Here is a 23,219-nt window from a genome sequence, read left to right on the forward strand (position 1 = left end):
AATGCTTGCCATCAAAAAAACACTGAGACTCGGGCTGGCGTGCGCCATGACGCTGGCCAGCTTCGCCGCCATGGCGCAGGCTGGCTATCCGGACCGGCCCATCCGCTGGATCGTTCCCTCGCCGGCCGGCGCGCCTATCGACGCCATCGGACGCAAGCTTGGCGAACTCATGTCCGCGCGGCTCGGCGCGCCCGTCGTGATTGAAAACAAGCCCGGCGCCGGCAGCACCATCGGTGCGACCGAAGTCGCGCGCGCCAAGCCGGACGGCTATACCTTGATGCTGAGCGTGGGCGACGCGCTCATCTCTTCGGTCGTCACCATGAAGGTGCCCTATGACCCGCAGCGCGACTTCACGCTGATCAGCAAGATTGCCGCGTCCGGTCCGGTGCTCATCGCGAACAAAAACTTGCAGGCCGGCGATCTGGCCGGTGCGCTCAAGGAGGCTCGGGCCGCGGAGGTTCCCCTGGCCTATGGTTCGTATGGTCCAGGCTCGTACCCGCAGCTGATCATGGAGAGCTTGGCCAGGCAGTCTTCGGTAAAGTTTATCGAAGTCCCATACAAGGGATCGCCGCCGGCGCTGACCGATCTGCTGGGCGGGCAGTTGGCGTTTACCTTTACTTCCACCAGCATTGCCGCGCCCATGATCGCGGACGGCAAGGTCAAGGCCATCGCCGTCATCGGCGACAGGCGCTCGGCGCTGCTGCCGGAGGTCCAGACCTTCGTCGAAGCGGGATACGACGCCTTCATATTCAAGAACAAGGCCTGGGTCGGCTTGAGCGGCCCGGCAGGCATGCCCGCGGATGTAGTGCAAAGGCTCGCGACGGCGGCGCAGCAGGTGGTGCACGATCCGGAGTTCGGCAAGTATCTGGCAAACATCGGCTTCGATGCCGTGGGCAATTCTCCCGAGGAATTCCTGCGGGAGTACCGGGAGGAATATGCGGTGGTGCCGGGGCTGATCAAGGAGCTTGGCGTGGCAGCGGATTGATCATCGGACGCTTTCGGAATATCAGGCCTGCTGATACGTATTCGATATCAAATATCAAATTCTTAATATTGGACAGCCCCATCAAGCACGCCTAAAGTCATCCGCTGGACCACAAGGCCAGGACCGCCGTCTAGAGCGGCCGGCCATCCACCAAGGAGACTTCCATGCTGCACCGCAGACAAATGTTGACGGCCATGTTGGCCGTCGCGTTGGTTGGCGCCGCCGGCCATCAGGCCGTGGCGCACGCTGAAACTTTTCCCTCGCGGCCGATCAAGTTCGTGGTGCCGTTCGGCCCGGGCAGCGGCACCGATACCTCGGCCCGCTACTTCGCTCGTCAACTGCAGGAACTGACCGGGCAGCCGGTGGTGGTGGAGAACAAGCCGGGCGCCAATGGATTCATCGCGGTGAAGAACGCGCTGTCGGCACCGGCGGACGGGTACACGGTTTTCATCGGCAGCAATTCGACGCTGGCGGTCAATGCGGCGCTGTTCAAGGCGTTGCCCTATGACCCGGTCAAGGATTTCGCGCCGCTGACCATGATGATGCGCTCGCCCGCCATGCTGGCCGTCAGCCCCCAGGCGCCGTACGGCACCCTGAAGGACCTGATCGCCTATGCCCAGGCCAATCCGGGCAAGGTGAATTTCGGCGCGGGGTCGGCGGGCTACCAGCTGATGGGCGAATTGTTGAATGACAGCGCCAGCCTGAAGACGGTCCATGTGCCTTTCAAGGGCGCCGGCGACGCCATCATGGCGGTGGCCGCGGGCACGGTGGACTACACCTTCGCCGAGGTCACCGCAGTGCAGGAACTGGCCAAGGACGGCCGCGTGAAGGTGGTGGCGGTGGCCTCGGACCAGCGTGTCGGGACCTCGCCCGACGTGCCGACGGCGGCGGAGGCCGGCTTGCCGGGGTTCGAGGCCTATACCTGGGTCGGCGCGATGGTCAGCGCCAAGACGCCTGCCGAGCAGACCGAACGCCTGGCTGAGCTGTTCACCCGCATTTCCAAGATGCCAGAAACCCGCGCCTTCTATGAACGCCTGGGCGCCACGCCGATGACGGGAGGCCCCTCGCAGATGCGCGAGTTCCAGCAGAAGGAGATCGCGCTCTGGCAGCGCATCGTCAAGAAGGCGAACGTTCCCCAACAATGAAGGAAGAGGCGGCCATGACGGCACCAGCCCTGCAGAATGTGAAGGTACTCGATCTGTCGCGCGTGCTGGCCGGCCCCTGGGCCGCCCAGACGCTGGGCGACCTGGGCGCCGAAGTGATCAAGGTGGAGCGGCCGGGTACGGGCGACGACACCCGCGCCTGGGGACCGCCTTACGTGACCGATCCGGCGGGGCAGCCCACCGGTGAGTCCGCCTATTACATGTGCGCCAACCGCAACAAGCAGTCGGTCAGCATTGATTTCACCAAGCCGGAGGGGCAGGAGCTGGTGCGGCGGCTGGCGCAGCAATGCGACGTGCTGATCGAGAACTTCAAGACCGGCGGGCTTGCGCAGTACGGCCTGGACTATGCCGCGCTGAGCCAGCTGAATCCCAGGCTGGTGTATTGCTCGGTCACGGGCTTCGGCCAGGATGGTCCATACGCGCACCGCGCCGGCTACGATTTCCTGATTCAAGGCATGGGCGGGCTGATGAGCATCACCGGCCATCCCGATGGCATGCCCGGTGGCGGGCCCATGAAAGTGGGCGTGGCGCTGACCGACATTCTGACTGGGTTGTATGCCAGCACCGCCATTCTGGCCGCGTTGCAGGCGCGCGAGCACACCGGGCGCGGCCAGCATATCGATCTGGCCCTGCTGGACGTGGGCGTGGCGTGCCTGGGCAACCAGGCCATGAACTACCTGTACAGCCAGCAGGCGCCGCGTCGCATGGGCAATGCGCATCCCAACACCCTGCCTTATCAGGATTTCCCGACGGCGGACGGGCACATGATCCTGGCCGTGGGCAACGATGGGCAATTCGCGCGGCTGTGCGTCGCCATCGAACGGCCGCAATGGGCCGAGGACGAGCGCTTTGCGCGCAATGCGGCGCGGATCGCGCATCGCGATGCGTTGATCGAAGGCTTGCGCGCCATCACCGTCACTCGCAGCACGCGCGAGTGGATCGACCTGCTGGAACAGCATGGCGTGCCTTGCGGCCCCATCAATACCGTCGCGGACGTGTTCGAGGATCCCCAGGTCCAGGCGCGTGGCCTGAAGATGAGCATGCAGCACCCGCTGGCCGGTGAAGTGCCGCTGGTCGCCAGCCCCATCCGCCTGTCGGATACGCCGGTGAGCTACCGCCACGCGCCGCCGCAGCTGGGCCAGCATACCGATGCCGTGCTGGCCCGTGTGCTGGGCCTGAGCGCAGAGGCCCTCCAAACGCATCGAATCAATGGAGTCCTGGGATGAGCAGTCTGAATTCACTTGCGTTGCCGCTGACGCGGATTCCGCCCGAAGACGAGGCCTTGCGTCCCGCCGTGCGCGCTTTCCTCCAGGATGCTGTGCGCAATATGCCGGCGCATATCCGGGCGCGTTCCTGGGGCGGCTACGACACCGCCTTCAGCCGCAGCGTCGGCGAACGCGGCTGGATCGGCCTGACCCTGCCGCGCGAGTACGGCGGCGGCGGACGCAGCGCTTTCGCGCGCTATGTGCTGGTGGAAGAGTTCCTCAACGCTGGCGCGCCGGTCGGGTCGCACTGGATCGCGGACCGGCAAAGCGCACCGCTCATTCTCAAGTACGGCACGGAGGCGCAGAAGCGCTTCCATGTTCCCCGCATCTGCCGCGGCGAGTCTTTCTTCTGCATAGGCATGAGCGAACCCAACTCCGGGTCGGACTTGGCCAGCGTGCGCACGCGCGCCGTGCCGAACGACCGTGGCTGGCTGCTCAATGGCCAGAAGATCTGGACCACCAACGCCCATCACTGCCAATACATGATCGCCCTGGTGCGCACCTCGGGCGGGCCGGAGGACCGGCACAAGGGCCTGTCCCAGGTCATCGTCGACCTGTCCCTGCCCGGCGTGACGGTCCGGCCTATCGAGGACTTGTCGGGCGACAGCCACTTTTGCGAAGTGTTCTTCGAAGACGTGCAGTTGGGCGCCGATGCGCTGGTGGGCGCCGAAGGGCAGGGCTGGGAGCAGGTGACGGCCGAACTGGCGTTCGAGCGCAGCGGTCCGGAACGGCTGTACTCCAGCATCGTGCTGTTCGATCAATGGCTGGACTATGCGCGCCTGCCGGCCAATCGCACGCCCTCGGCCCAGCGGCTGGCCGGCAAGGTGCTGGGCCAACTGACGCCGCTGCGGGCCATGTCGGTATCGGTGCAGGAGAAACTGACGCGCGGCGCCAGCCCCATCGTGGAGGCGGCGCTGGTCAAGGAACTGGGCACCACGCTGGAGCAGATGATCCCGGCGTGGATCGCGGAAGACCTGTACTCGCGCGAGGCGGAGGACATACCGGTGGAATTGCTGATGACGCTGAAGTACGTGACGGAGGCCTCACCCTCGTTTTCCTTGCGGGGCGGCACCCGCGAGATCCTGCGCGGCATGATCGCGCGCGGCCTGGGCCTGCGTTGAAGGAGCATGACATGAGCGATAACGATCTGTACGCCGATGCCGCGCGCCAGGTGCTGGCGGACCATTGCACGCCGCAGGCGGTGCGCGATATCGAGGCGGGCGGAGCGTCGGCCCGCCGGCTCTGGCAGCAGTTGGAGGCCGCCGGCCTGGCCGATGCACTGCTCGGTGAAGACGACGGCGGCTCCGGGCTGAACCTGGAACAGGTGTTCGGCGTGCTGGAGCAATGCGGCGCCCACGCGCTGCCCTTGCTGCTGGGTGAAACCATGATCGCACGAGCGCTGCTGCCTGCCACGCAGCGGCCGGCAGGCAGCATCGGCCTGGCGAGCGGGCGGCAACAGGCTGACGGCGCGTGGCAGTGTGCGCTGGTGCGTGGCGGCCGGGTGGCAGACAGTGTCTTGGTGCAGGCTGATGGCGCCTGGCGCCTGCTCGACGCCGGGCAGGCGCGCCGGGAGCCGCACGCGCTCGCGCTGGACGCCGCCATGCGCTGGGAGCCGGCCCAGGTCGCGACCGCGTCGCTGGGGGCGATCGACGCAGCCATCGACGTCCGGACCTTGCAGGCCTGCGTGGTCGCGCCGCAGATGGCCGGCGCGCTGGGCAGCGTGCTGGAACGCACCTTGCAGTACGCCAATGAACGCCAGCAGTTCGGCCGGCCCATCGGAAAGTTCCAGGCCATCCAGCATCAACTGGCCGTCATGAGTGAGCATGTCTGCGCCGCGCGCATGGCGGCGCAGCTGGGCACCCATGCCGAGGGCGTGGCGCCGGACCGGCTGCGGGTCGCGGTCGCCAAGGCGCGCTGCAGCGAGGCGGCGCTGGTGGTGGCCGAGCTGGCGCACGCGGTGCACGGCGCGATTGGCTTTACGGAAGAATATGATTTGCAGCTCTACACGCGCCGCCTGCATGCCTGGCGCCAGACCGCAGGCAGCGAAGCGTATTGGCAGGACGTGGCCGGAGAGGCGCTGTTCGCGCACGCAGGGCCGACCCTGGACCTGGTGCGCGCGATTACCGACGTTCCGGCTTAAGCTGGCTTAGAGGAGATTCTTGCATGGCATTCCTGCAGATAGAACGCGACGGCGGTATCGTCGTCGCCACCATGAACCAGCCGGAGACACGCAATGCGCTGACCGGTAACACCGCCATCGAAGAGATCGTGCAGCTGTGCGCCGACATACGCCAGGACGCGGGCGTGAAGGTGCTGATCCTGACGGCCGCGGGACCGATCTTCAGTTCGGGCGGCAACGTCAAGGACATGCGCCGTTTCTTCGACGACGCGCTGACGCCCGAGCGCATCTGCGAAGAATATCGCCAGGGCATCCAGCGCATTCCGCTGGCGCTGCACGGCCTGGACGTACCTGTGATCTGCGCCGTCAACGGTCCGGCCATCGGCGCTGGCCTGGATATCGCCTGCATGTGCGACATCCGCATCGCCGCCGACACGGCCACCTTCGCCGAGAGCTTCGTGCGCGTCGGCATCGTGCCGGGTGATGGCGGCGCCTGGCTGCTGCCGCGCGCGGTGGGCATGGCCCGGGCTAGCGAAATGGCCTACACGGGCGAGGCCATCAGCGCGCAGGATGCGCTGGCCTTCGGTCTGGTCAGCCGGGTGGTGCCCGCGGCGGAGCTGCTGCCGACCGCCAAGACGCTTGCCGCGAAGATCGCCGCCAATCCGGGCGGCGCCATGCGCATGACCAAGCGTTTGCTGCGTGAAGGCCAGCAAAGTAGCTTGGCATCCTTGCTGGAACTGTCCGCCAGTTATCAGGCACTGGCACACAAGACTGCGGAACACCGCGAGGCAGTCACTGCCTTCATTGAAAAGCGCGCGCCGCGGTTTTGAGTCGCGGCACGGTCGTTGGCGTGATGAGCCGGCAGTCCAGGGTTGGGGTCTCTTTGGCTTACTGCTTGCCCATATACGTCAGCGCGGACGCCACCAGTGCCCGCACGCCAACGCGCAGCGCGCTTTCATCAATGGCGAATTCCGGCGAATGGTTGGGCGCGCCGCTCTTGTCGCCGAATGGCGAAGCGTTGATGAACCAGAAGACCGACGGCACCTTGCCGCTGACGCCATAGGCGCCGAAGTCCTCGCTGCCGGTCGAGGGGGCTGGCAATTCCGTCACCTTGTCTGTCCCCGCGGCCTGTTGCCATGCCGGTATCAGGTCGCGGGTGAGGGACTTGTCGTTGTCCACGACTTCGTAGCCCGTGTATATGTTTACCTTCGCGTTCAGGCCGTAGGCTTGCGCGATATGCTCGGCCCGCGCGCGGATGGCCTCGTGCACGATGCGCTGGTTCCGCGACGACAGCGAGCGCACGGTGCCTGCCAGCTCGGCGTTTTCGGGCAGGATGTTCGGGCGCCGCCCGCTTTGCAGCATGCCGATGGACAGCACTGTGACGCCGTCGGATTGGTCCACCTTGCTGCTGGTGATGCCTTGCAGCGCCAGCGTCAGTTCGGCTGCCGGCACAAGCGCCGGATTGGCCGTCCATGGCCTGCCGCCATGACCGCCCTTGCCATGCAGCGAGATTTCAAAGCGGTCGCCGCTGGCCATGGTGGGGCCGGCCCGGTAGGAGATGGTGCCATTGGGGGCGCCAGCGCCTATGTGCTGGCCGAAGACCACATCCACTTTAGGATTCTCCAGCACGCCCTGCGCAATCATGGCCTGCGCGCCACTGGGCTCCTTGTCCGGCCCCCATTCCTCGGCCGGCTGGAACAGGAAGACGATGGTGCCGGGCAGTTCCTCGCGCATGGCCGACAAGGCCTTGGCCGCGCCCAGCAGCATCGCCACGTGTGTGTCGTGGCCGCAGGCATGGGACACCGACACCTGCTCCCCGCGCCAGGTAGCCTTGGCTTGGGAGCGGAACGGCAGGTCATTGCGTTCCTCGACGGGCAGGGCGTCCATGTCGGCGCGCAGCGCCACCACGGGCCCCGGCTTGCCGCCCTTGAGCACCGCTTTTATTCCAGTGCGCGCTATCCCGGTCTCGATGGTGATGCCGGGCATGGCGCGCAAGGCATCGGCGATGTACTTCGCCGTTTCGGTCTCCTGGTACGACAGCTCTGGATGCTGGTGGATGTGGCGCCGCCATGCGATCACGTCGGGCTCGGTCTGGTCGGCCCGTTGCAGGCCGTTCTGCAGCAGGTCGGCGCCGGAGGCGGAGACGGGCGAGGCCAAGACCATGCCTAGCGTCAATCCGAAACAGGTGGCGAGAAGCCGGGAGGGTACGGTCATGCCTTGCTCCAATCGAGTGGTCGCCTCGGACCCGGGCGAGGGGAGGAATGCTCAGCTTCGCGCGCAGGCCGCGATGGCGCGTGCGACGTGATCGATATTGCCGTCGGTCAGGCCGGCGACGCATAGCCTGCCGGACTTCAGCAGGTACACGGCATGCTCGCGGCGCAGCGATTCCACCTGCTGAGGGCTGAGCCGCATGTAGCTGAACAATCCTTGCTGCCGCTCGATATAGTTCCAGACATCGGGTTCGCCAGTCAGTTGCGCCAGCGTGTCGGACAGGCGCGCGCGCAGGCCCACAAGCCGCACGCGCATCTGTTCAAGCTCTTCGGCCCAGAGTTGCCGCAGCTCGGGATCGTTCAGGACGGAAGCAACCAGAGCAGCGCCAAAAGTGGGAGGTGTTGAGTAGTTGCTGCGTATCAGCAGTTTGAGTTGGCCCAGCGCGCGATCCGCGGCGGCTTCGTCGTGGCACACGATACTCAGCGCGCCGCAGCGTTCGCCGTACAGGGAGAAGTTCTTCGAGAAGGAACTGGCGACCAGGCACTCCACGCCGGCGCGCGCCATCGCCCGGATGGGCTCGGCGTCCTCGTCCAAGCCTAGTCCGAATCCCTGGTACGCCAGGTCGAAAAATGGAATCAGCCCTCGGCGCGCAAACAGCTCGGTCAGTACCTGCCACTGATCTGGAGACAGGTCCACGCCCGTGGGGTTGTGGCAGCTGGCGTGCAGCACGACGATGGCGCCGGCCGGCAGGGCCTGCAACGCGGCATGCATCTGCGCGAAGCGCACGGTGGCGGTCGCGGCGTCGTAGTAGGGGTATTCATGCACCGTGAAGCCGGCCTGGCGAAAGATCTGGTCGTGGTTCTCCCAGGTCGGATCGCTGACCCAGACCGCTGCGTCGGGGCAGGTACGGCGCAGCAGGTCGGCGCCGAGCCTCAAGGCGCCGGTGCCGCCTACACTTTGCGCCGTCACGACGCGCTCCGGCGACGGGCCATCGGCGCCGAGAACCAGCGATCTGGCGGCGTTGCGGTATGACGCCGAGCCGGGAATGGGCAGGTAGGGATGCGGCTTGCCCGCCTGGATGAGCGCTGCGCGCGCCTGGCGCACGGCGCGCATGACGGGGATACTGCCGTCCGCGTCAAAGTAGGTGCCGATGCTGAGACTGACCTTGTGGGGAGCGGGGTCGTTCTGGAAGGCTTCAACCAGGGCGAAGATCGTGTCGCCGGCCGCAACGGGCAGGGGAGAGAATAGAGACTGCATGGAACTGCCTCATGAGGAAGATGCGGCCGTGGCCGGCCAGGATGTCAGCGCGATGCCTGAATCTGCACCACCAGGGTGCCGATGCCCTCGATCGTTGCGCTGATTTCGTCGCTGATCTGCAGGAAAGTGCCTTGTGGCGCGCCCACGCCGGCGGGCGTGCCGGTCAGCACCAGATCGCCGGGCTCCAGCGTCATGATGCGGCTCAGGGTCACCAGCTGTTCGCGGATGTCGAAGACCATGCCGCTGCTGCGGGCGTCTTGTTTGAGCTGGCCATTGACGCTGAGCTTCATGCCCAGGTCCATGGGATTGGGGATGAACGCCGCGGGCACCAGCCTGGGGCCGAGCGGGCAACTGGTGTCATGCGCCTTTCCTGCCACCCAGTCCAGCTTGTAGAAGGTGTCGGGCGCTTTGTTGAGGTCACGGGCCGACATGTCCACGGCTACCGTATACGCCGCCACATGGTCGAGCGCGTCTTCCAGGCTCACGTTCCTGGCGGTCTTGCCTATCACCAGCGCCAGCTCGATTTCCCAGTCCAGGCGCTGGCAGCCTATGGGCATGTGTACCGTCGCGCCCTCGCCGACCACGGCCTGGCGGGGCGGCTTGAAGAAGAAAAACAGGCGCTGCGCGGATTTGTCCGCGGCATTCGGCACATTCATTTCCGCCAGGTGATCATGGTAGTTGGCCCCGGCGCAGAGCACCTTGCCGGGATACTGCAGCGGCGCCAGGTGGCGGACCGGCCCGGCGACTTCGTGGCCCGCGAGCGCGGCGCGGCGCGCGGCCGCCAGTTCCAGCAGCGCCAGCGAGCGCGTCCAGTCCTCGAAGAGTTCCCGCACGGATGCATCCAGCGCCGGCAAGTCCAGGACCCGCGCGCAAGTGGCCAGCGGATAGTGGCTGCCATCGATCTCCAGGCAGGCAACGGGACGCGAGGCGACGTCGAGAGTGGTCAATGCAAACATGGGTGTTGGTCCGGTGATAAGGGAGAGAGGGGGGGCGTCGCTCAATCGACTACGAAGCCGGACTGAGCCACCGTCTCGCGCCATTGGTCGAGCTGTTCGCGCGCCAGCGTATCGACCGCTTGAGGCGTGCCGCCGGCCGGCCGCATGCCGAGCTCGGCGATACGTCTGGCCACATCCGGGAGCGCGAGAATTTCGTTGACTGCTGAATTCAGCTTGTCGATGACCGGCTCCGGCGTGCCAGCCGGCGCATACAGCCCCGCCCAGCCCGAGGTCTCCAACTCGCCCAGCCCCAATTCGCGCATGGTCGGGGTTTGCGGCAGCGCCGGTTCGCGCTGCGCGCTGAAAGTCGCCAGGACGCGCAGCTTGCCCGCCTGCGCCAGCGGGACCACTTCGCCCGCGTCCATCACAATGGCATTGATATGGCCGCCCAGCAGCGCCGTGACGGCGTCCTTGCCGCCTTTGAAGGCGATGTGCTCAAGCGGCGTGTCCAGACGCTTGGCCAGCGATACGCCCAGGAAATGCTGCAGGCTGCCGGTGCCGGATGTGCCGTAGAACGTCTTGCCCGGATTCTGTCTGGTCCAGGTTTGGAAATCCTGGAACGAGGTGATGGGACTGTCCGCCGCGACGGCGAGCACGATGTCCCAGCTCACCAGCTGAGTGACCGGCTTGAGGTCGGTGAAAGGGGCGTAGCTGAGCTGGCGGAACAGGTGCGGGTAGAGGAAGATGGCCACGCCCGGCGCAACCAGCAGGCTGTTGCCGTCCGGCGCCGCGCTCTTTACCGCCTGAATGGCGATGCGCGTCTGTGCGCCGGGGCGGTTCTCCACCACCACGGGCCGGTCCACATGGCTGGGTAGCTTCTCCGCCACGATCCTGGCGATGGTGTCGAACGATCCGCCGGCGGGCAGGCCGACAACGAGCTTGGCGGGCTGCTGCTGCGCATGGCCCGAAGCCGCCATGAACAGGCCGGCCAGCGCCAGGTACTTGAGTCGGGTGAGAAAGGAGGTCCCACCAGGCATGGCTGTCTTCATCTTGTCTCCACGGTCTTTTTATTTGAGCTGACCCTGGCCAGGATTGTAGATGCCTGGTGAAAACCGTCTGATGAAGATTCGTCATCGGGTGAAAACCAATAGGAATTTCAATTCCGCGTATCTTCGGGGCTGGCCTCAACGGCCGACCACGCCTCCACCCGATTGCGCCCCGAATGCTTCGCCCGGTATAGGGCCTGATCGGCCTTGGCCATGACTTTGTCGATGTCGGGATCATCGGACGGCCATAGCGCGATGCCGATGGACACCGTGACTTGGCCCACTCCTTGCGGCATGACATGGCTTGCCGTCGCTGACCGGATGCGTTCGGCCACCTTTGCAGCGGTATTGCGCGAGGCGTCCGGCATCAGGACCAGGAACTCTTCGCCGCCGACGCGGCACGGTGCGTCTTCCGCCCGGATGCAGGTCCTGAGGATGCCGGCCAGCGCGATCAGCACCTGATCGCCGGCCGCATGCCCGAAGGTGTCGTTCACGAGCTTGAAGTGGTCCAGGTCCAGCGCGAGCGCCGCGAAAGGCTGTTGTGTCCGCAGCAGCGCGGCGACCTGCAGCGCCAGGCCCCTTCGATTGATGAGGCCGGTCATGGGGTCGGTGATGGTGTCGGAACTCAGCTTGTCGATGCGCCTGGTCTGGGAATTCTGGCTCATGGTTACAGCGTTTCTGAGCCGTGCCGCCTCGTAGTACCAGCCCTTGATCTTGCCGAGGTCGCTACCCGAGGCGCCGGGCTGGTCCCGTTCGATGACCTGCGCCAGTTCCTCCAGGGGCCTGGAGATCCAGCGACCCAACAGATAGATGACCAGGAACATGATCAGCCCCACCGGCAGGGCGTAGAGCACGATCCTGCTGGTCAGGCTCTGCAGCGGGCGCAGCGTTTCGTCCAGCGGGCGCTGCGCCACTACGCCCCAGCCGCCATGCTTGAGCGCGGCGTATCCGGCCAGCAGGTGCGTGCCGCGGGTGTTGACCACGGGCATCGCCCCGGTCTCGCCTCGCAGCACCGCTTCGACCGCCGGGTTGCTCCTTTCGCTGGTGCCGATGCGTTCCTTGTCCTTGTGATAAATGATGTTCCCGTCGCCATCGATGACATACAGGTAGGAGCCGTCGCGGTAGAAATGATCGCCCACCAGCTTGTCGAACTCATTGCCTTGCCGCAGGGGCAGGGCGGTGATGATGGTGCCGGCAAAGGCGCCAGCGGCATCCTGGTAGGGTTCTGAAAAGGCCAGTATCAGGTTGCCCGCCATGCCCACATAGGGCGTCGAGATCTGTCCCGTCAGCCTTTGCGGACCGGCTGCCAGTTGCTGCCGGGCCAGCGGCTTGCCCTCGAAGTCCGGATTGGCCGGGGCGGTGGCCAGGACGGTGCCGTTCTTGTCGGCGATGGCAGCGGTCATGGCCCCGTCGGTCTGATGGACGAGGCGGGTCAGTTCGTCCTCCATGGCGGACTTGGACCCCAGCAGGCCGGGCGCGCGTTCGGCGGAGAGGATCAGCTGCCGCTGTATGGATTCGATGTAAAGGTCGGTGACCTCGGCCAGCTTGACCGCGTAGGCCCGGTTGGCCTCGAGGGTGTTGGCGATGAGCTGTTCGCGCTGGACCAGGTAGGCCGCATACAGCGTGTTGACGAAGGCAATGATTCCGCTGGCGAGCGCCAGCACGGTGACCAACCGGCGCAACTTCAGTCTGGGCATCGCTGCAGGGGTCAATGCGGAGCTCCTTCAATAATTCTCTGACCATTGAATCGGGGCCTGCTGCGCCCGGCCATGCCTGCGCGCGTACGGAACTTCAGTTTTGCGGCTAGCCTGCGGCAAGTCAAGAATCGCGTGGGTGGGGGGCTGCCGATAGCGCTTCGATCAGGTGCAGTATGAAGGCGTCCGTCGCCTCGGGCAGCCGGGCGTTGCTGGCGGTCTGCACCTGCAGCGTGCGTTCGGCGAACACGGCTTGCTGCAACGCCACGGCCACCAGCGCGCCGCTGCGCAGCGGTTCGGCGAGCGTGATCTCGCCCGCAAGCGTGACGGCGTGTCCAGCCTCGACGATGGCGCGGATGACCGATGACGAGTTGCTGGAATAGGCAATATCGAAGGGCGGCCCGTCGCCGCCGGCCGCCGAGTTGTCGAACAGCAGGCGCACGGTGGTGCCGGAGTCCGTCAGCGCGATCGGGTAGCGGCGCAGGTCATCCAGCGACACGCTGGCGCGCCTGGCCAGGGGATGGCCAGGGACCATGATGGCGCGCACGGGCGAGACGATTTCGTAGCGCACGGCGATGCCGCTGCCCGCGTTCAGGCTGAAGGCCAGGCCCAGGTCGATACTGCCGTCGCGCAGGCGTTGCGTTACCACGCCGGGCGACGCAATGTGCACCTGGAACGCGACGTCGGGGCATAGGGCGCGGTAAGCGCCCAGGATGGCGGGCAACACGTTGCGTGCCACGGCCTCGTTGGAGCCGATGCGGATGGTGGTCAGTTCCGCGCGACGCAGGCTGCGGATATCGCGCAGCACGTGTTCGGCATCCATGGCGACACGGCGCACATGGTCGGCCAGCATTTCACCAGCCCGGGTCAGTTCCATGCCGTGCGGGCGGCGCTCGAACAGGGCAGCGCCGCAGTCATCCTCCAGTTTGGCGACTTGCCGGCTGATTGCCGAGGGCGCTACGTGCAGGGTTGCGGCGGCGTCCTTGATGCTGCCTGCGCGTACGACTTCGAGGAAATAGCGGTGCGCGGCGCTGAGCATGTGAGGATTCTCAAAATGACAATTGGCGTGCTAATTATTGATATTGATTGCCTCAAAAGCAATTCATAGAATGGGCCGACCAGGGCCGCCAGGACACAAGGGCTACAGACCCGGCCGGCGGCTCTTCAACCAAGGGGAATCGCATGGCTACTGTTGTTTGCAAATCGGGCCGCGCCGTCACGCGCCCGCAAGGACTGGGCTTTCTGAAGGGTGCCTTCGCCGCGCTTGCGCTGTCGGCGGCGGCGGGAGCGGGGGCGGCGGATTTTCCGCAGCGTTCGCTCCAGCTGATCCTGTCATTCCCGCCCGGCGGCGCCACCGACGTCCTGGCGCGCGAGCTGAGCCAGAAGCTGGGAGACACGCTGGGCCAGTCCGTGGTGGTGTTGAACCGGCCCGGTGCGGGCGGTTTGATCGGCATGCAGGCAGCCGCGCGTTCCGAGGCCGACGGCTACACGCTGTATATCTCGTCGGTGATGTCCAATTCCATCTACGAGGCCCTCAACGGCAAGCAGCAGGTGTCGCTGGACGGCGATTTCGACGCGGTGGGCGCGATAGCGAGCGCTCCGCACATCCTGGTTACGCCGGCGACGCTGGGTATCAAGGACTATGCCAGCCTGGTGGCCTATCTGAAGGCGGCGCCGGGCAAGTACAACTACGCGTCGATGGGCGCGGGTACGCTGTCGAACCTCGAGGGCGAGATCTTCAAGGAGCAGGCCGGGGTGGATGCGTTGCAGATCCCTTACAAGGGCAGCAGCCAGGCCCTGCCCGAGGTGATTTCGGGCGCGTCGGTATTCATGTTCGACAGCGTGACGAGCTCGCTGCCGCACAAGCAGGGCGGCCGCATCGACGTGCTGGGGGTGGCTTCCGCCAAGCGCCTGCCCGTCATGCCTGACGTGCCCACGCTCAAGGAGCTGGGTGTGCAGGGCCTGGAGGCCGAGAATTTGTTCGCGCTGATGGCGCCCAAGGGGACCCCCAAGGACAGGCTGGACGTCGTGGCGCGCGCGCTGGCCCGGGCGCAGGCCGATGCAGGGTTCCGCAAGGCCATCGAGGCACAGGGCTTTCAGATCAGCGAGATCCCGGCCAAGACCCTGCCGCAGTTCATCCTGGACCAGCAGGCATTCTGGCGCGACAAGGTCAAGGCCTTGAACATCACCGCAGGCAAATGATCGGACTCCCATGCCCATACCCAACGATCCCTTCTGGCAGCTTCCCTACTCATCGCAACGCATGCCGGTGCTGGCGGACAACGTGGTCAGCACGTCGCAGCCGCTGGCCAGTTCAGCCGGCCTGCAGATGTACGCGCGCGGTGGCAACGCCATCGACGCGGCGCTGGCTACCGCCATTGCGCTGACGGTCGTGGAGCCGTGCATGAATGGCATCGGCGGCGATATGTTTGCGATCGTCTGGCATGGCGGCCGCCTGCATGGGCTGAACGCGTCCGGGCGCGCGCCGGGCGCCTGGGAGACGGCCAGGTTCGCGCATCTGGATGGCATGGACTCCATCGGCTGGGGTAGCGTGACGGTGCCCGGCGTCGTATCCGGTTGGCGCGCGATCTGGGAGAAATTCGGTTCACTGCCGTTCGAGGACCTGTTCGAGCCCGCCATACGCTATGCGCGGGACGGCTACCTGGTCTCACCCACGGTGCATCGCCAGTGGCAAAAACAGGTGCCGCGCCTGAGCGGGCAGCCGGGCTTCGCCGAGTCCTTTGCGCCAGGCGGCCGCGCGCCCTTGCCGGGAGAGCGCTTCCACAGTCCGGGCCAGGCCGCCACGCTGGAGAGCATCGCCCGCAGCAAGGGCGAAAGCTTCTATCGCGGCGAATTGGCCGCGGCGATCGCCGCCCATGCGCGCAACACGGGCGGTTACATCACCGAGGCCGACATGGCGAGTCATACGGCAGACTGGGTCGAGCCGATAGGCATGCGCTACCGCGACCTGGAACTGTTCGAGATCGGTCCCAATGGCCAGGGTATCGGCGCATTGATGGCCCTGGGCATGTTGGAGCACTTCGACCTGGCGGCCTGCGGCCGCGACAGCGGCCGCGCGCTGCACTTGCAGATCGAAGCCATGCGGCTGGCCTTCGCCGACCTGTACGAGCACGTCGGGGATCCGGCCCACATGAAGGTGTCCTGCGCCCAACTGCTGGATCCCGCCTATCTGGCCGAAAGAGCCAAGCTGATCGATCCGGGCCGGGCGGGCGAACCGCGGCCCGGCAATCCGCACAGCGGCGGTACGGTGTATCTGACCGCTGCCGACCGGCATGGCACCATGGTGTCGTTCATCCAGTCCAACTTCAAGGGATTCGGTTCCGGCGTGGTGGTGCCGGGAACGGGCATCGCCATGCAGAACCGGGGCTGGGGCTTTTCCACGAAGGCTGGGCATCCCAACGTGGTGGCGCCGGGCAAGCGGCCGTTCCACACCATCATTCCCGGTTTCCTGATGAAGGGTGGGCAGCCCTTGATGAGCTTTGGCTTGATGGGCGGTTCCATGCAGGCGCAGGGTCATCTTCAAGTCACCAGCCGGCTGGCCGATTTTGGCCAGAACCCGCAGGCTGCCAGCGACGCGCCGCGCTGGCGCATCAAGGACGACAACGTCGGCGTGGCGGTGGAATGGAATTGCCCGCCCGAAGCCATCGAGCAGCTGCGCGCCTTCGGCCACAAGGTAGACGTTGCGCCGCGCTTCGATCTGGAGTTCGGCAGCGCGCAGATGGCCATGCGGCTGGAGCAAGGGGGATATCTGGCCGCGTCGGACCATCGCAAGGACGGCTACCCGACAGGCTATTGACGCCGCCCGCTTGACCGGCGTTTGGTCGACGCAAATCCGCGTTTCGTCGAAAAAGGCGTGATATCTCCCCAGTCGCCGACGACAATCGGCTCGTTTCCGATTTGAGTCGGCGCGGCAGAGCGGCCCAACCCCGGCGCCGGCCTGAAGGCCGCGCCGAGCGCGTCAGCGCATAGCCACCGCGCGCCGCAGCCGCTGCGTAGCGACCCTACCCAGCACGACGGAAGCGACGCCGTTGTTGAACGCCACCTCTGTCTGCGCGCCGGGAAGCTGCGACAGATGAGAGACGTGCTCCAGATTCATGATGACGGACCGGGACAGGGCGCAGAAGGGCGGGCAAGGCAACTGGGCCGCGAGGCGCTTGAAGGTGATATGCATCAGCTCGTTCGCGTGGGTGGCGCTGCAAAGCAGCACGTAGTCGCCCTGGGCCTGCGCCAAGGTCAGTTCCTGGACCTTGATGAGCCTGGTGCCATTACGCGTGCGCAGCGTCAGGTGGCCGCTGGCGCGCGGGCGCAGCCTTGCCAGCGTCTGTTCGAGCCGGTCCGGCCGTACCGGCTTGAGCAGGTAGTCGACAGCCTGGACGTCGAAGGCGCGGGCCGCGTAATCGCTGTGCGCGGTGACGAAGACGACGGCGGGCGGGGCGTCCAGTTCGTTCAGCAGATCGAAGCCGGTACCGGCAGTCAGTTCGATGTCCAGGAACAGGGCATCGGGGCGATGCTCGCGGATCAGGGCCCGCGCCTGTTCAAGGGTGGCAGCTTCGCCCGCGACCTGAACGTCGGCCGAGGCTTCGAGCAGCCGGCGCAAGTAGCGCCGCGCCGGGGCTTCATCGTCAATGACAAGCACGCGCAGCATTTTCCTCCTTGGCGCCGTGGTGTGGCGGGTATAGTCGTCCGGTCTGGCACGCGGGTAAATATAAGGCCTATGCAGTTTCCAGAGAACCCTTTGCCCCTCCGGAGGGCGCGTCCATGAAGTTCATTCCCATCAGCCAGGGCTTGAGTCCCGGCGAGTCCTCGCTCGGCTTCTGGCGGGCGCAGACCTTGGGGTGGCTGTTTCTGGCGGTGGTGGGCTTTTTCATCCGGCTGGCGATATTCGCCAATGCCAATGCGGCCTTCTGGCTGACGGTGGCGCTGGAGCCGCTGGCATACGTCCTGACCAGCGCGGCGGCCGTGCTGCACGGCCGCCGTGCGGGCAAGGGCGATCCGCCCCTGCTGGTCCTGGTCTGCGCGGTGCTGTTCTGCCTGACTGCCTCGGCCCTGCTGGCGTCGATCGCCTACGGCATTCACGGCCTGTTCCTGCCCGGCGCGATCCGGGTGCTGCCGGGTAACCAGTACCGCCTGGGTTTTCTCTATTACATGGGCATGCTGTCGATCTGGACGCTGATCTACTTCGGCGTATCGGCCGAGCTGAGCGCGCGTACCGAACGCCTGTCGAAGATGAAGGCGGAAACGCGCTCCCTGAAGTTGGAACTGGAACATCTGCAAATGCAGATCGAGCCGCATTTCCTGTTCAACTCGCTCAACACCATCGTGGCCGAGATCGCGGAACGTCCCGCCATCGCGGAGGAAATGACCCGCAGCCTGGCCGAATACCTGCGCTATTCGCTGGACCGGCGCGGACGCGGCCTGTCCAGATTGGAAGAGGAGATCGAAGCTGCCGAGGCCTACGTACGCATACAGGCGCTGCGTTTCGACAAGCAGCTCGAACTGCGCTGCCAGATCGATCCGGCCACGCTGGCGATCAGCCTGCCGCACATGACGCTGCAGGGCTTGGTGGAAAATGCGATCAAACACGGCATGCGCTCGGAGCGTGGGCATTTCCCGATCGGCATACGCACGCGCTTGCAGGGCGAGGAGTTGCTCATTGAAGTGGATAATCCCGGCCGGCTGCACGCGCCCTTCGATCTGGCCAAGGGCGGGAGCGGACTGGGGAATCTGTGCCGCCGCTTGGCGCTGAGGTATCCGGACAGGCACGAATTTCTGCTGGAACAGCGGGGGGAAAGAACCGTCGCACAGATCCGGCTGCGCGGCGCTCCCGAGCCGGCGTAGCGTCTTGCCGGCGGGGCCGCGTTCAGCGGTGCGCCGGGAGCAGGATGCCGATCAGGCGGGTATCGATTTCATCCATGGCAGGTCCGGATTTCAATGTTCCCGGAACAGCCGGCCGTAGCCGTCCATCCGGTCGTCGATCCCCGCCAGCCGCAAGCAATGCCACATGCTGGCCTGATTGCTGCCGATGACGGGCTTGCCCAGCCTGGCCTCCAGGCGTTCGATGACGGCGGTGGAGCGCAGCGCGCCGCAGCTGATGAAGACGGCGTCCGCATCGGGCCGGTCCACGGCGCAGGCGAATTCGTACAGATAGTCGGGCGAGACGCGGTTCATGGTTTCGTCATCGGGCAGGGCCAGGCCCTGCAGCGAAACGACTTCGTGGCCGGCGCCTTCGAAGCAGGCGCGCTCCAGCGCGTTGACCTCGTCGTCATACGCGGTCGCAATGGCCAGGCGGCGGGCGCCGACCGCGGCCAGCGCCGCCGCGACGCCATCCAGCAGCGTGGTCGCGGTCGAGCCGGGCCGGGCCTGCGCCAGCAGCGTGCGCACTTTGTCGTTGCCGATCACGAAGCTGCCGGCGGTGCAGTTGTAGCAGAGCACATCGATATCGCGGCGGCCCGGAACCAGGCTGTCCAGGGCCTGGCGCAACCCGCCTTCCATGCCGGCCAGGCTTTGCACGGAGCAGGCCGTCGCCATCGGCACGCGGCCGAAGCTCAGGCCCACGCCCTTGGGCGCCATGGCGTGCATTTCTCCCTCGGTCAGGCCGGCGTTGGCCACGCACAGGAAGGCGATGCGTGCCCGGGGGTAGGGGCCAGCGTCATAGCGGACGGGGTTCATTCCGTCATCCCCGCGGCATCGAAGCACTCGCGTATGGTCGTGGTCGCCTTGACGAAGTTGGGGTGGCCGACCATGGTGTAGTCGCGCGGCCGCGGCAGGTCGATGTCGACGGACAGCGCCACGCGGCCCGGGCGCTTGCTCATCACCACCACGCGGTCGGACAGGAACACCGCCTCCGAGATGCTGTGGGTAATGAACATGACGGTCTTCTTGCTTTCCAGCCAGACCCGTTGCAGTTCCAGGTTCATGGCTTCGCGCGTCATGGCGTCCAGGGCGCCGAAGGGCTCGTCCATCAGCAGGATGTCGGGGTTGTGGATAAGCGCGCGGCACAGCGCCACGCGCTGCTGCATGCCACCGGACAGCTGGTGCGGCAGGCATTGCTCAAAGCCTTCCAGCCCGCTGAGTCTGATCAGTTCGCGCAGCCGGGCCTCGTAGCGCGCCGCGGGCAGCTTGCGCATCTCCAGCTGCAGCGAGATGTTCCGGGCGACGTCGCGCCACGGCAATAGCGCTGCGCGCTGGAACACGATGCCGACGTTGGCGCCTGGTTCCGTCACGCGCTCGCCCAGCACGCGGATCTCGCCGGCGGAGGGCGGCGTCAGGCCGGCGACCGCCCGCATCAGCGTGCTCTTGCCGCAGCCGGACGGGCCGAGCACGGACAGGAACTGGCCTTCGGGTATGGCAAGGTCGATGCCGTCGACCGCGACGTAGGAACCGAAACGCTGGACCATGCCGCGGATGTCGATGGCGGTATCGGGCGCGCCCGCTTCCGGGGCGAGCGCCAGGGCTGCGTGGTGTGCCATGTCTATTCCCTGTTGTAGTCGTTGGTGTAGAGCGCGCTGGTCGGGAGCGGGCTGGCGATCTGGTTCGACTGCACGAACTGGTCGACCATGGCCTGCCAGTCTTTTTCCGAAGAGACGCCGAACGGCAGCCCTTTGGTGTTGGGCGTGCCGGCTGCTTGCAGCGAAAGCTGCAGCTGGCGCACCAGTTGATCGCGGTTGCGCGCCTGTTCCGGCCGCTGGCGCACCAGGGCGTCGACCGCGGCGGCCGGATCAGCCTGGGCCGCCTCATAGGCCTTGCGCGTGGCGCGCAGGAAGCGGCGCGCGGTGTCGGGGTTGGCCGCCAGCCATTTGGTATTGGCTGCCAGCCCGCCTTCCAGCGCGTTGACGCCGAAGTCGGCATAGAAGAAGTAATGCACCTTGGCGCCCTGCGCTTCCAGCGGGGGGATGTGGAAGTAGGTCACGCCGGTGATGGCGTCCGCGCGCCGTTGCAGGAACAGGGCGGTCTTGGTGCCCACGGCGGGCGCGATGACGGTGATCTTCTTCTGGTCCACTCCGTTCAGGGCGGCCAGCACCGGGAACATCTGCGCCGTCGATTCGGCCGCGCTCATGCCCAGCACTTTTCCTTCCAGGTCCTTGGGCGCGCGCACCGGCGCGTCCGCATGGCTGATGATGACCATGGGGGAGCGCTGGTGCACGGCGAAAACGGCTTTCAGCGGCATGCCCGCGGCGACGCCCTTGAGCATGGTGCCGTAATCCATGAAGCCGATGGGATCGATGCCTTGCGCCACCAGCTTGGCGGTATTGCTGGAGCCGCTGCCTTCGCCGATGCTCAGGTCTATGCCTTCGGCCTTGTAGAGGCCTTTGTCGATGCCGTAGTACAGCGGCGCGTGCGTGCCGTAGATGCTGTAGTCCAGGCGCAGGCTCAATTTCTCTTGTGCGTTGGCTGCGCCTGCGGCCAGCAGGCAGGCCAGGGTCCAGCCAAGTCGGGTCGTGAATTTCATGATGGTGTCTCCGGAGGGCGGGGTCAGACAGCGGGCAGGGCGTCGCTGCGCACGCTGATGTGCCAGGGGATCAGGAAGCGTTCGGAAAACTCGACCAGGTAGTAGAAGACCAGGCCGATGAGCATGAGCGCGACCAGCACGGCGAATAGCAGCGTGGTGTCCAGGTTGGCGTTGGCCGACAGCAGCACGTAGCCCAGCCCGCTTTCCGCGCCCACCCATTCGCCCACCACCGCGCCCACGGTGGCGAAGGCGATGGCGACCTTCAGGCCGGAGAAGATCTGCGGCAGCGCATACGGCAGCCGAATGCGCAGAAAGGTCCGCAGGGCGCCGGCCCGCATCGAGCGGGCCAGGTCGTTCAGGTCCGCGTCCACCGAACGCATGCCCGCCACAGTGCTGACCACGATGGGGAAGAAGGCCACCGAGAAGGCGATCAGGATCTTGGGGAACAGGCCCAGGCCGAACCAGATGATGATGAGCGGCGCGACCGCCACCTTGGGAAACGCCTGCGAAACCACCAGCAGCGGCATGATGGCGCGCTCCAGCGGGCGCGACCACACCAGCAGGATGCCCAGCGGTATGCCGACGGCGATGCTCAGCAGAAAGCCGCCCAGCGTTTCGACGGAGGTGACCCAGCTGTGATGGCCCAGGAACGCCGAGTCAGTCCACAGCCGTTCGAGCACGCTCAGCGGCGGCGGCAACAGATAGGCCGGCAGGCCGAACAGCGGTATCGAGACGTGCCACAACAGCAGCACCCCGATGACCGCGATGGTTGGATACATCCAGTTCTTCAACACGGCAATTCCCCTTGTATGTTGTTGGCGCGCCGCTTTTGGTAGTCAGGTGTCGATTTCGATCAGCTCTCGCGGATAGCGGGTGAGCACTTCGCAGCCGTCCTCGGAGACGGCCACGCTTTCGCTGGCCATGAAGCCGCCTTCGGGCATGAACAGCGAAGGCACGAGGTGAAAGGTCATGCCGGGTTCCAGCACGGTGGGATCTCCCGGGCGTAGCGCCAGGAAGCGCCCTTCGGCCCAGTTGGGCGGAAAGCCGATGCCTATGCCGTAGGCGGTGCGGTGGTCGAAGTAATGCGCCAGCCCGGCGCGTTCGAATACCGCCCGGCAGGCCTGGTCCACCTGGGCGGACGTGACGCCGGGGCGGATGGCGTCGATGGCCGCGTCCAGCGCGGCGATGACGGTGCCGGCCAGGAACCGCTGCCGTTCGGTGGCGCGTCCCACGACGCAGTTGCGCGAGATCATGGCGTGATAGCGGTTGATGTTGGCCGCGGCCTCCAGGAACACCAGATCGCCCTGCTTGAGCTCGCGGCGCTGCCAGGTGGTGAAGCAGACCCCGCTGGCGCGGCCTGCGGCCACCAGCGGCACGCGGGTGTATTCGCTTCCGGCCTTGGTGGCGCCGTGCAGCATGGCGGCGGCGAGATCGTTCTCGGTGGCGCCCACGGCGATGGCGCGTACCGCCGCATCAATGCCGGCGACCGCCGCATCCGCGGCCTGGCGCATGAATCCCAGCTGCGCCGGGGTCTTGATCTTGCGCGCCTCTTCCATCGGCCCTTGCCAGTCGGCCAGACGTTCGCCCAGGCGGGCCTGCAACTGCTTGTAGGCGGACACGCTGAGGTAGCCGGAGGCCGTTTCCAGGCCTACGCGGCCGCGGGGCAGGATGTCTCGCAGATAGCCGGCCAGCACCTCGACCGGATCGCTGATGTCATCGATGGCGATAAAGCGCGCGATGTTGCGATTGCCGGTTGCCACGGCGTGGTTGACCTGGCGCGAGACCATGGCGATGCCGCCGTCGGCCGTGACCACCAGGCACTGGAACGTGAAGTAGCCGATGGAACGGTAGCCGGTCAGCCAGTAGATGTTCTCGGGGTCGAACAGGATGGCCGCCGCCAGGCCCTGGGCTTGGATGTCCCGCGCAAGCAGCGCGAGGTTCGCGGCATAGACGTCCGGGCCGAACGGCAATTCCATGGGTGCATAGTTTTCCGACACGATGGGTCCTGGATGAAAGTCGAGCGATCATCCTAGGAACAATCTACATAACTGCCTAATACCAATAATTGCCATGC

The 23,219-nt window shown here is 66.1% G+C and carries 21 protein-coding genes; 9 read left to right on the forward strand and 12 right to left on the reverse strand.

Annotated features, from left to right (window positions below; translation table 11 throughout):
- The first annotated feature begins 1 nt into the window (after nucleotide 1).
- From IPU70_RS19675 to IPU70_RS19700, 6 genes are all read left to right on the forward strand, one after another.
- Nucleotides 2-985 (forward strand): tripartite tricarboxylate transporter substrate binding protein, encoded by a 984-nt coding sequence (locus IPU70_RS19675; protein WP_207469528.1) that lies wholly within the window; start codon nucleotides 2-4, stop codon nucleotides 983-985.
- Nucleotides 986-1,149: 164 nt separating this feature from the next.
- Nucleotides 1,150-2,130, forward strand: coding sequence for a tripartite tricarboxylate transporter substrate binding protein (locus IPU70_RS19680; RefSeq protein ID WP_207469529.1), 981 nt, complete (start codon nucleotides 1,150-1,152; stop codon nucleotides 2,128-2,130).
- Nucleotides 2,127-3,374, forward strand: a complete 1,248-nt coding sequence (locus IPU70_RS19685; protein ID WP_207469532.1) for a CaiB/BaiF CoA-transferase family protein — start codon at nucleotides 2,127-2,129, stop codon at nucleotides 3,372-3,374. Before IPU70_RS19680 ends, IPU70_RS19685 begins: the two co-directional genes overlap by 4 nt.
- Complete coding sequence (locus IPU70_RS19690; protein ID WP_207469534.1) at nucleotides 3,371-4,534, forward strand: acyl-CoA dehydrogenase family protein; 1,164 nt, start codon at nucleotides 3,371-3,373, stop codon at nucleotides 4,532-4,534. The genes IPU70_RS19685 and IPU70_RS19690 overlap by 4 nt, the downstream gene beginning before the upstream one ends.
- 11 nt (nucleotides 4,535-4,545) lie before the next feature.
- Entirely contained in the window at nucleotides 4,546-5,553 is a 1,008-nt protein-coding gene (locus IPU70_RS19695) for an acyl-CoA dehydrogenase family protein (RefSeq protein WP_207469535.1), read from the forward strand.
- A 23-nt stretch (nucleotides 5,554-5,576) separates the two neighbouring features.
- Nucleotides 5,577-6,362: a crotonase/enoyl-CoA hydratase family protein gene (locus tag IPU70_RS19700; RefSeq protein WP_207469537.1), complete on the forward strand. Its 786-nt coding sequence runs from the start codon at nucleotides 5,577-5,579 to the stop codon at nucleotides 6,360-6,362.
- Between the two features lie 58 nt (nucleotides 6,363-6,420).
- Here the strand turns inward: IPU70_RS19700 and IPU70_RS19705 are convergent, their stop codons facing one another.
- From IPU70_RS19705 to IPU70_RS19730, 6 genes are all read right to left on the reverse strand, one after another.
- Nucleotides 6,421-7,746, reverse strand: coding sequence for a M20 family metallopeptidase (locus IPU70_RS19705; RefSeq protein WP_242702599.1), 1,326 nt, complete (start codon nucleotides 7,744-7,746; stop codon nucleotides 6,421-6,423).
- Between the two features lie 51 nt (nucleotides 7,747-7,797).
- Entirely contained in the window at nucleotides 7,798-9,000 is a 1,203-nt protein-coding gene (locus tag IPU70_RS19710; RefSeq protein ID WP_207469539.1) for an amino acid aminotransferase, read from the reverse strand.
- Nucleotides 9,001-9,044: 44 nt separating this feature from the next.
- Nucleotides 9,045-9,956 (reverse strand): fumarylacetoacetate hydrolase family protein, encoded by a 912-nt coding sequence (locus tag IPU70_RS19715; protein WP_207469541.1) that lies wholly within the window; start codon nucleotides 9,954-9,956, stop codon nucleotides 9,045-9,047.
- Nucleotides 9,957-9,997: 41 nt separating this feature from the next.
- On the reverse strand, nucleotides 9,998-10,984 hold the full coding sequence (locus IPU70_RS19720; RefSeq protein ID WP_207469543.1) for a tripartite tricarboxylate transporter substrate binding protein: 987 nt from the start codon (nucleotides 10,982-10,984) through the stop codon (nucleotides 9,998-10,000).
- 107 nt (nucleotides 10,985-11,091) lie between these two features.
- Nucleotides 11,092-12,693: a sensor domain-containing diguanylate cyclase gene (locus IPU70_RS19725; RefSeq protein WP_207469545.1), complete on the reverse strand. Its 1,602-nt coding sequence runs from the start codon at nucleotides 12,691-12,693 to the stop codon at nucleotides 11,092-11,094.
- Between the two features lie 106 nt (nucleotides 12,694-12,799).
- Nucleotides 12,800-13,714, reverse strand: a complete 915-nt coding sequence (locus IPU70_RS19730) for a LysR family transcriptional regulator (RefSeq protein WP_207469547.1) — start codon at nucleotides 13,712-13,714, stop codon at nucleotides 12,800-12,802.
- 143 nt (nucleotides 13,715-13,857) lie between these two features.
- On the opposite strand from IPU70_RS19730, the gene IPU70_RS19735 reads away from it, so the two are divergent.
- Nucleotides 13,858-14,877, forward strand: coding sequence for a tripartite tricarboxylate transporter substrate binding protein (locus IPU70_RS19735; protein ID WP_207469549.1), 1,020 nt, complete (start codon nucleotides 13,858-13,860; stop codon nucleotides 14,875-14,877).
- A 10-nt stretch (nucleotides 14,878-14,887) separates the two neighbouring features.
- On the forward strand, nucleotides 14,888-16,492 hold the full coding sequence (locus IPU70_RS19740; RefSeq protein WP_207469551.1) for a gamma-glutamyltransferase family protein: 1,605 nt from the start codon (nucleotides 14,888-14,890) through the stop codon (nucleotides 16,490-16,492).
- Nucleotides 16,493-16,654: 162 nt separating this feature from the next.
- Here the strand turns inward: IPU70_RS19740 and IPU70_RS19745 are convergent, their stop codons facing one another.
- Entirely contained in the window at nucleotides 16,655-17,341 is a 687-nt protein-coding gene (locus IPU70_RS19745) for a LytTR family DNA-binding domain-containing protein (RefSeq protein ID WP_207469554.1), read from the reverse strand.
- Nucleotides 17,342-17,454: 113 nt separating this feature from the next.
- On the opposite strand from IPU70_RS19745, the gene IPU70_RS19750 reads away from it, so the two are divergent.
- The gene (locus IPU70_RS19750) at nucleotides 17,455-18,534 is read left to right on the forward strand and encodes a sensor histidine kinase (RefSeq protein WP_207469559.1); all 1,080 of its coding nucleotides are present in this window, start codon (nucleotides 17,455-17,457) and stop codon (nucleotides 18,532-18,534) included.
- Nucleotides 18,535-18,624: 90 nt separating this feature from the next.
- Here IPU70_RS19750 and IPU70_RS19755 read toward each other — a convergent pair whose 3' ends face one another.
- Genes IPU70_RS19755 through IPU70_RS19775 form a run of 5 tightly spaced genes read right to left on the reverse strand, consistent with a single transcriptional unit; the run spans nucleotide 18,625 to nucleotide 23,142 of the window.
- On the reverse strand, nucleotides 18,625-19,365 hold the full coding sequence (locus IPU70_RS19755; RefSeq protein ID WP_207469560.1) for an arylmalonate decarboxylase: 741 nt from the start codon (nucleotides 19,363-19,365) through the stop codon (nucleotides 18,625-18,627).
- Nucleotides 19,362-20,165: an ABC transporter ATP-binding protein gene (locus IPU70_RS19760; protein WP_207469561.1), complete on the reverse strand. Its 804-nt coding sequence runs from the start codon at nucleotides 20,163-20,165 to the stop codon at nucleotides 19,362-19,364. The genes IPU70_RS19755 and IPU70_RS19760 overlap by 4 nt, the downstream gene beginning before the upstream one ends.
- Before the next feature lie 2 nt (nucleotides 20,166-20,167).
- Nucleotides 20,168-21,145 (reverse strand): ABC transporter substrate-binding protein, encoded by a 978-nt coding sequence (locus IPU70_RS19765; RefSeq protein WP_207469562.1) that lies wholly within the window; start codon nucleotides 21,143-21,145, stop codon nucleotides 20,168-20,170.
- A gap of 23 nt (nucleotides 21,146-21,168) precedes the next feature.
- Nucleotides 21,169-21,939 (reverse strand): ABC transporter permease, encoded by a 771-nt coding sequence (locus IPU70_RS19770; RefSeq protein WP_207469563.1) that lies wholly within the window; start codon nucleotides 21,937-21,939, stop codon nucleotides 21,169-21,171.
- 42 nt (nucleotides 21,940-21,981) lie between these two features.
- Nucleotides 21,982-23,142 carry a Xaa-Pro peptidase family protein gene (locus tag IPU70_RS19775; protein WP_207469565.1) on the reverse strand — a complete coding sequence of 387 codons (1,161 nt, stop codon included), beginning with the start codon at nucleotides 23,140-23,142 and terminating at the stop codon, nucleotides 21,982-21,984.
- Nucleotides 23,143-23,219: the final 77 nt, after the last annotated feature.

It is taken from the genome of Achromobacter sp. SD115 (assembly GCF_017355315.1).
GTDB lineage: Bacteria > Pseudomonadota > Gammaproteobacteria > Burkholderiales > Burkholderiaceae_B > Achromobacter > Achromobacter xylosoxidans_B.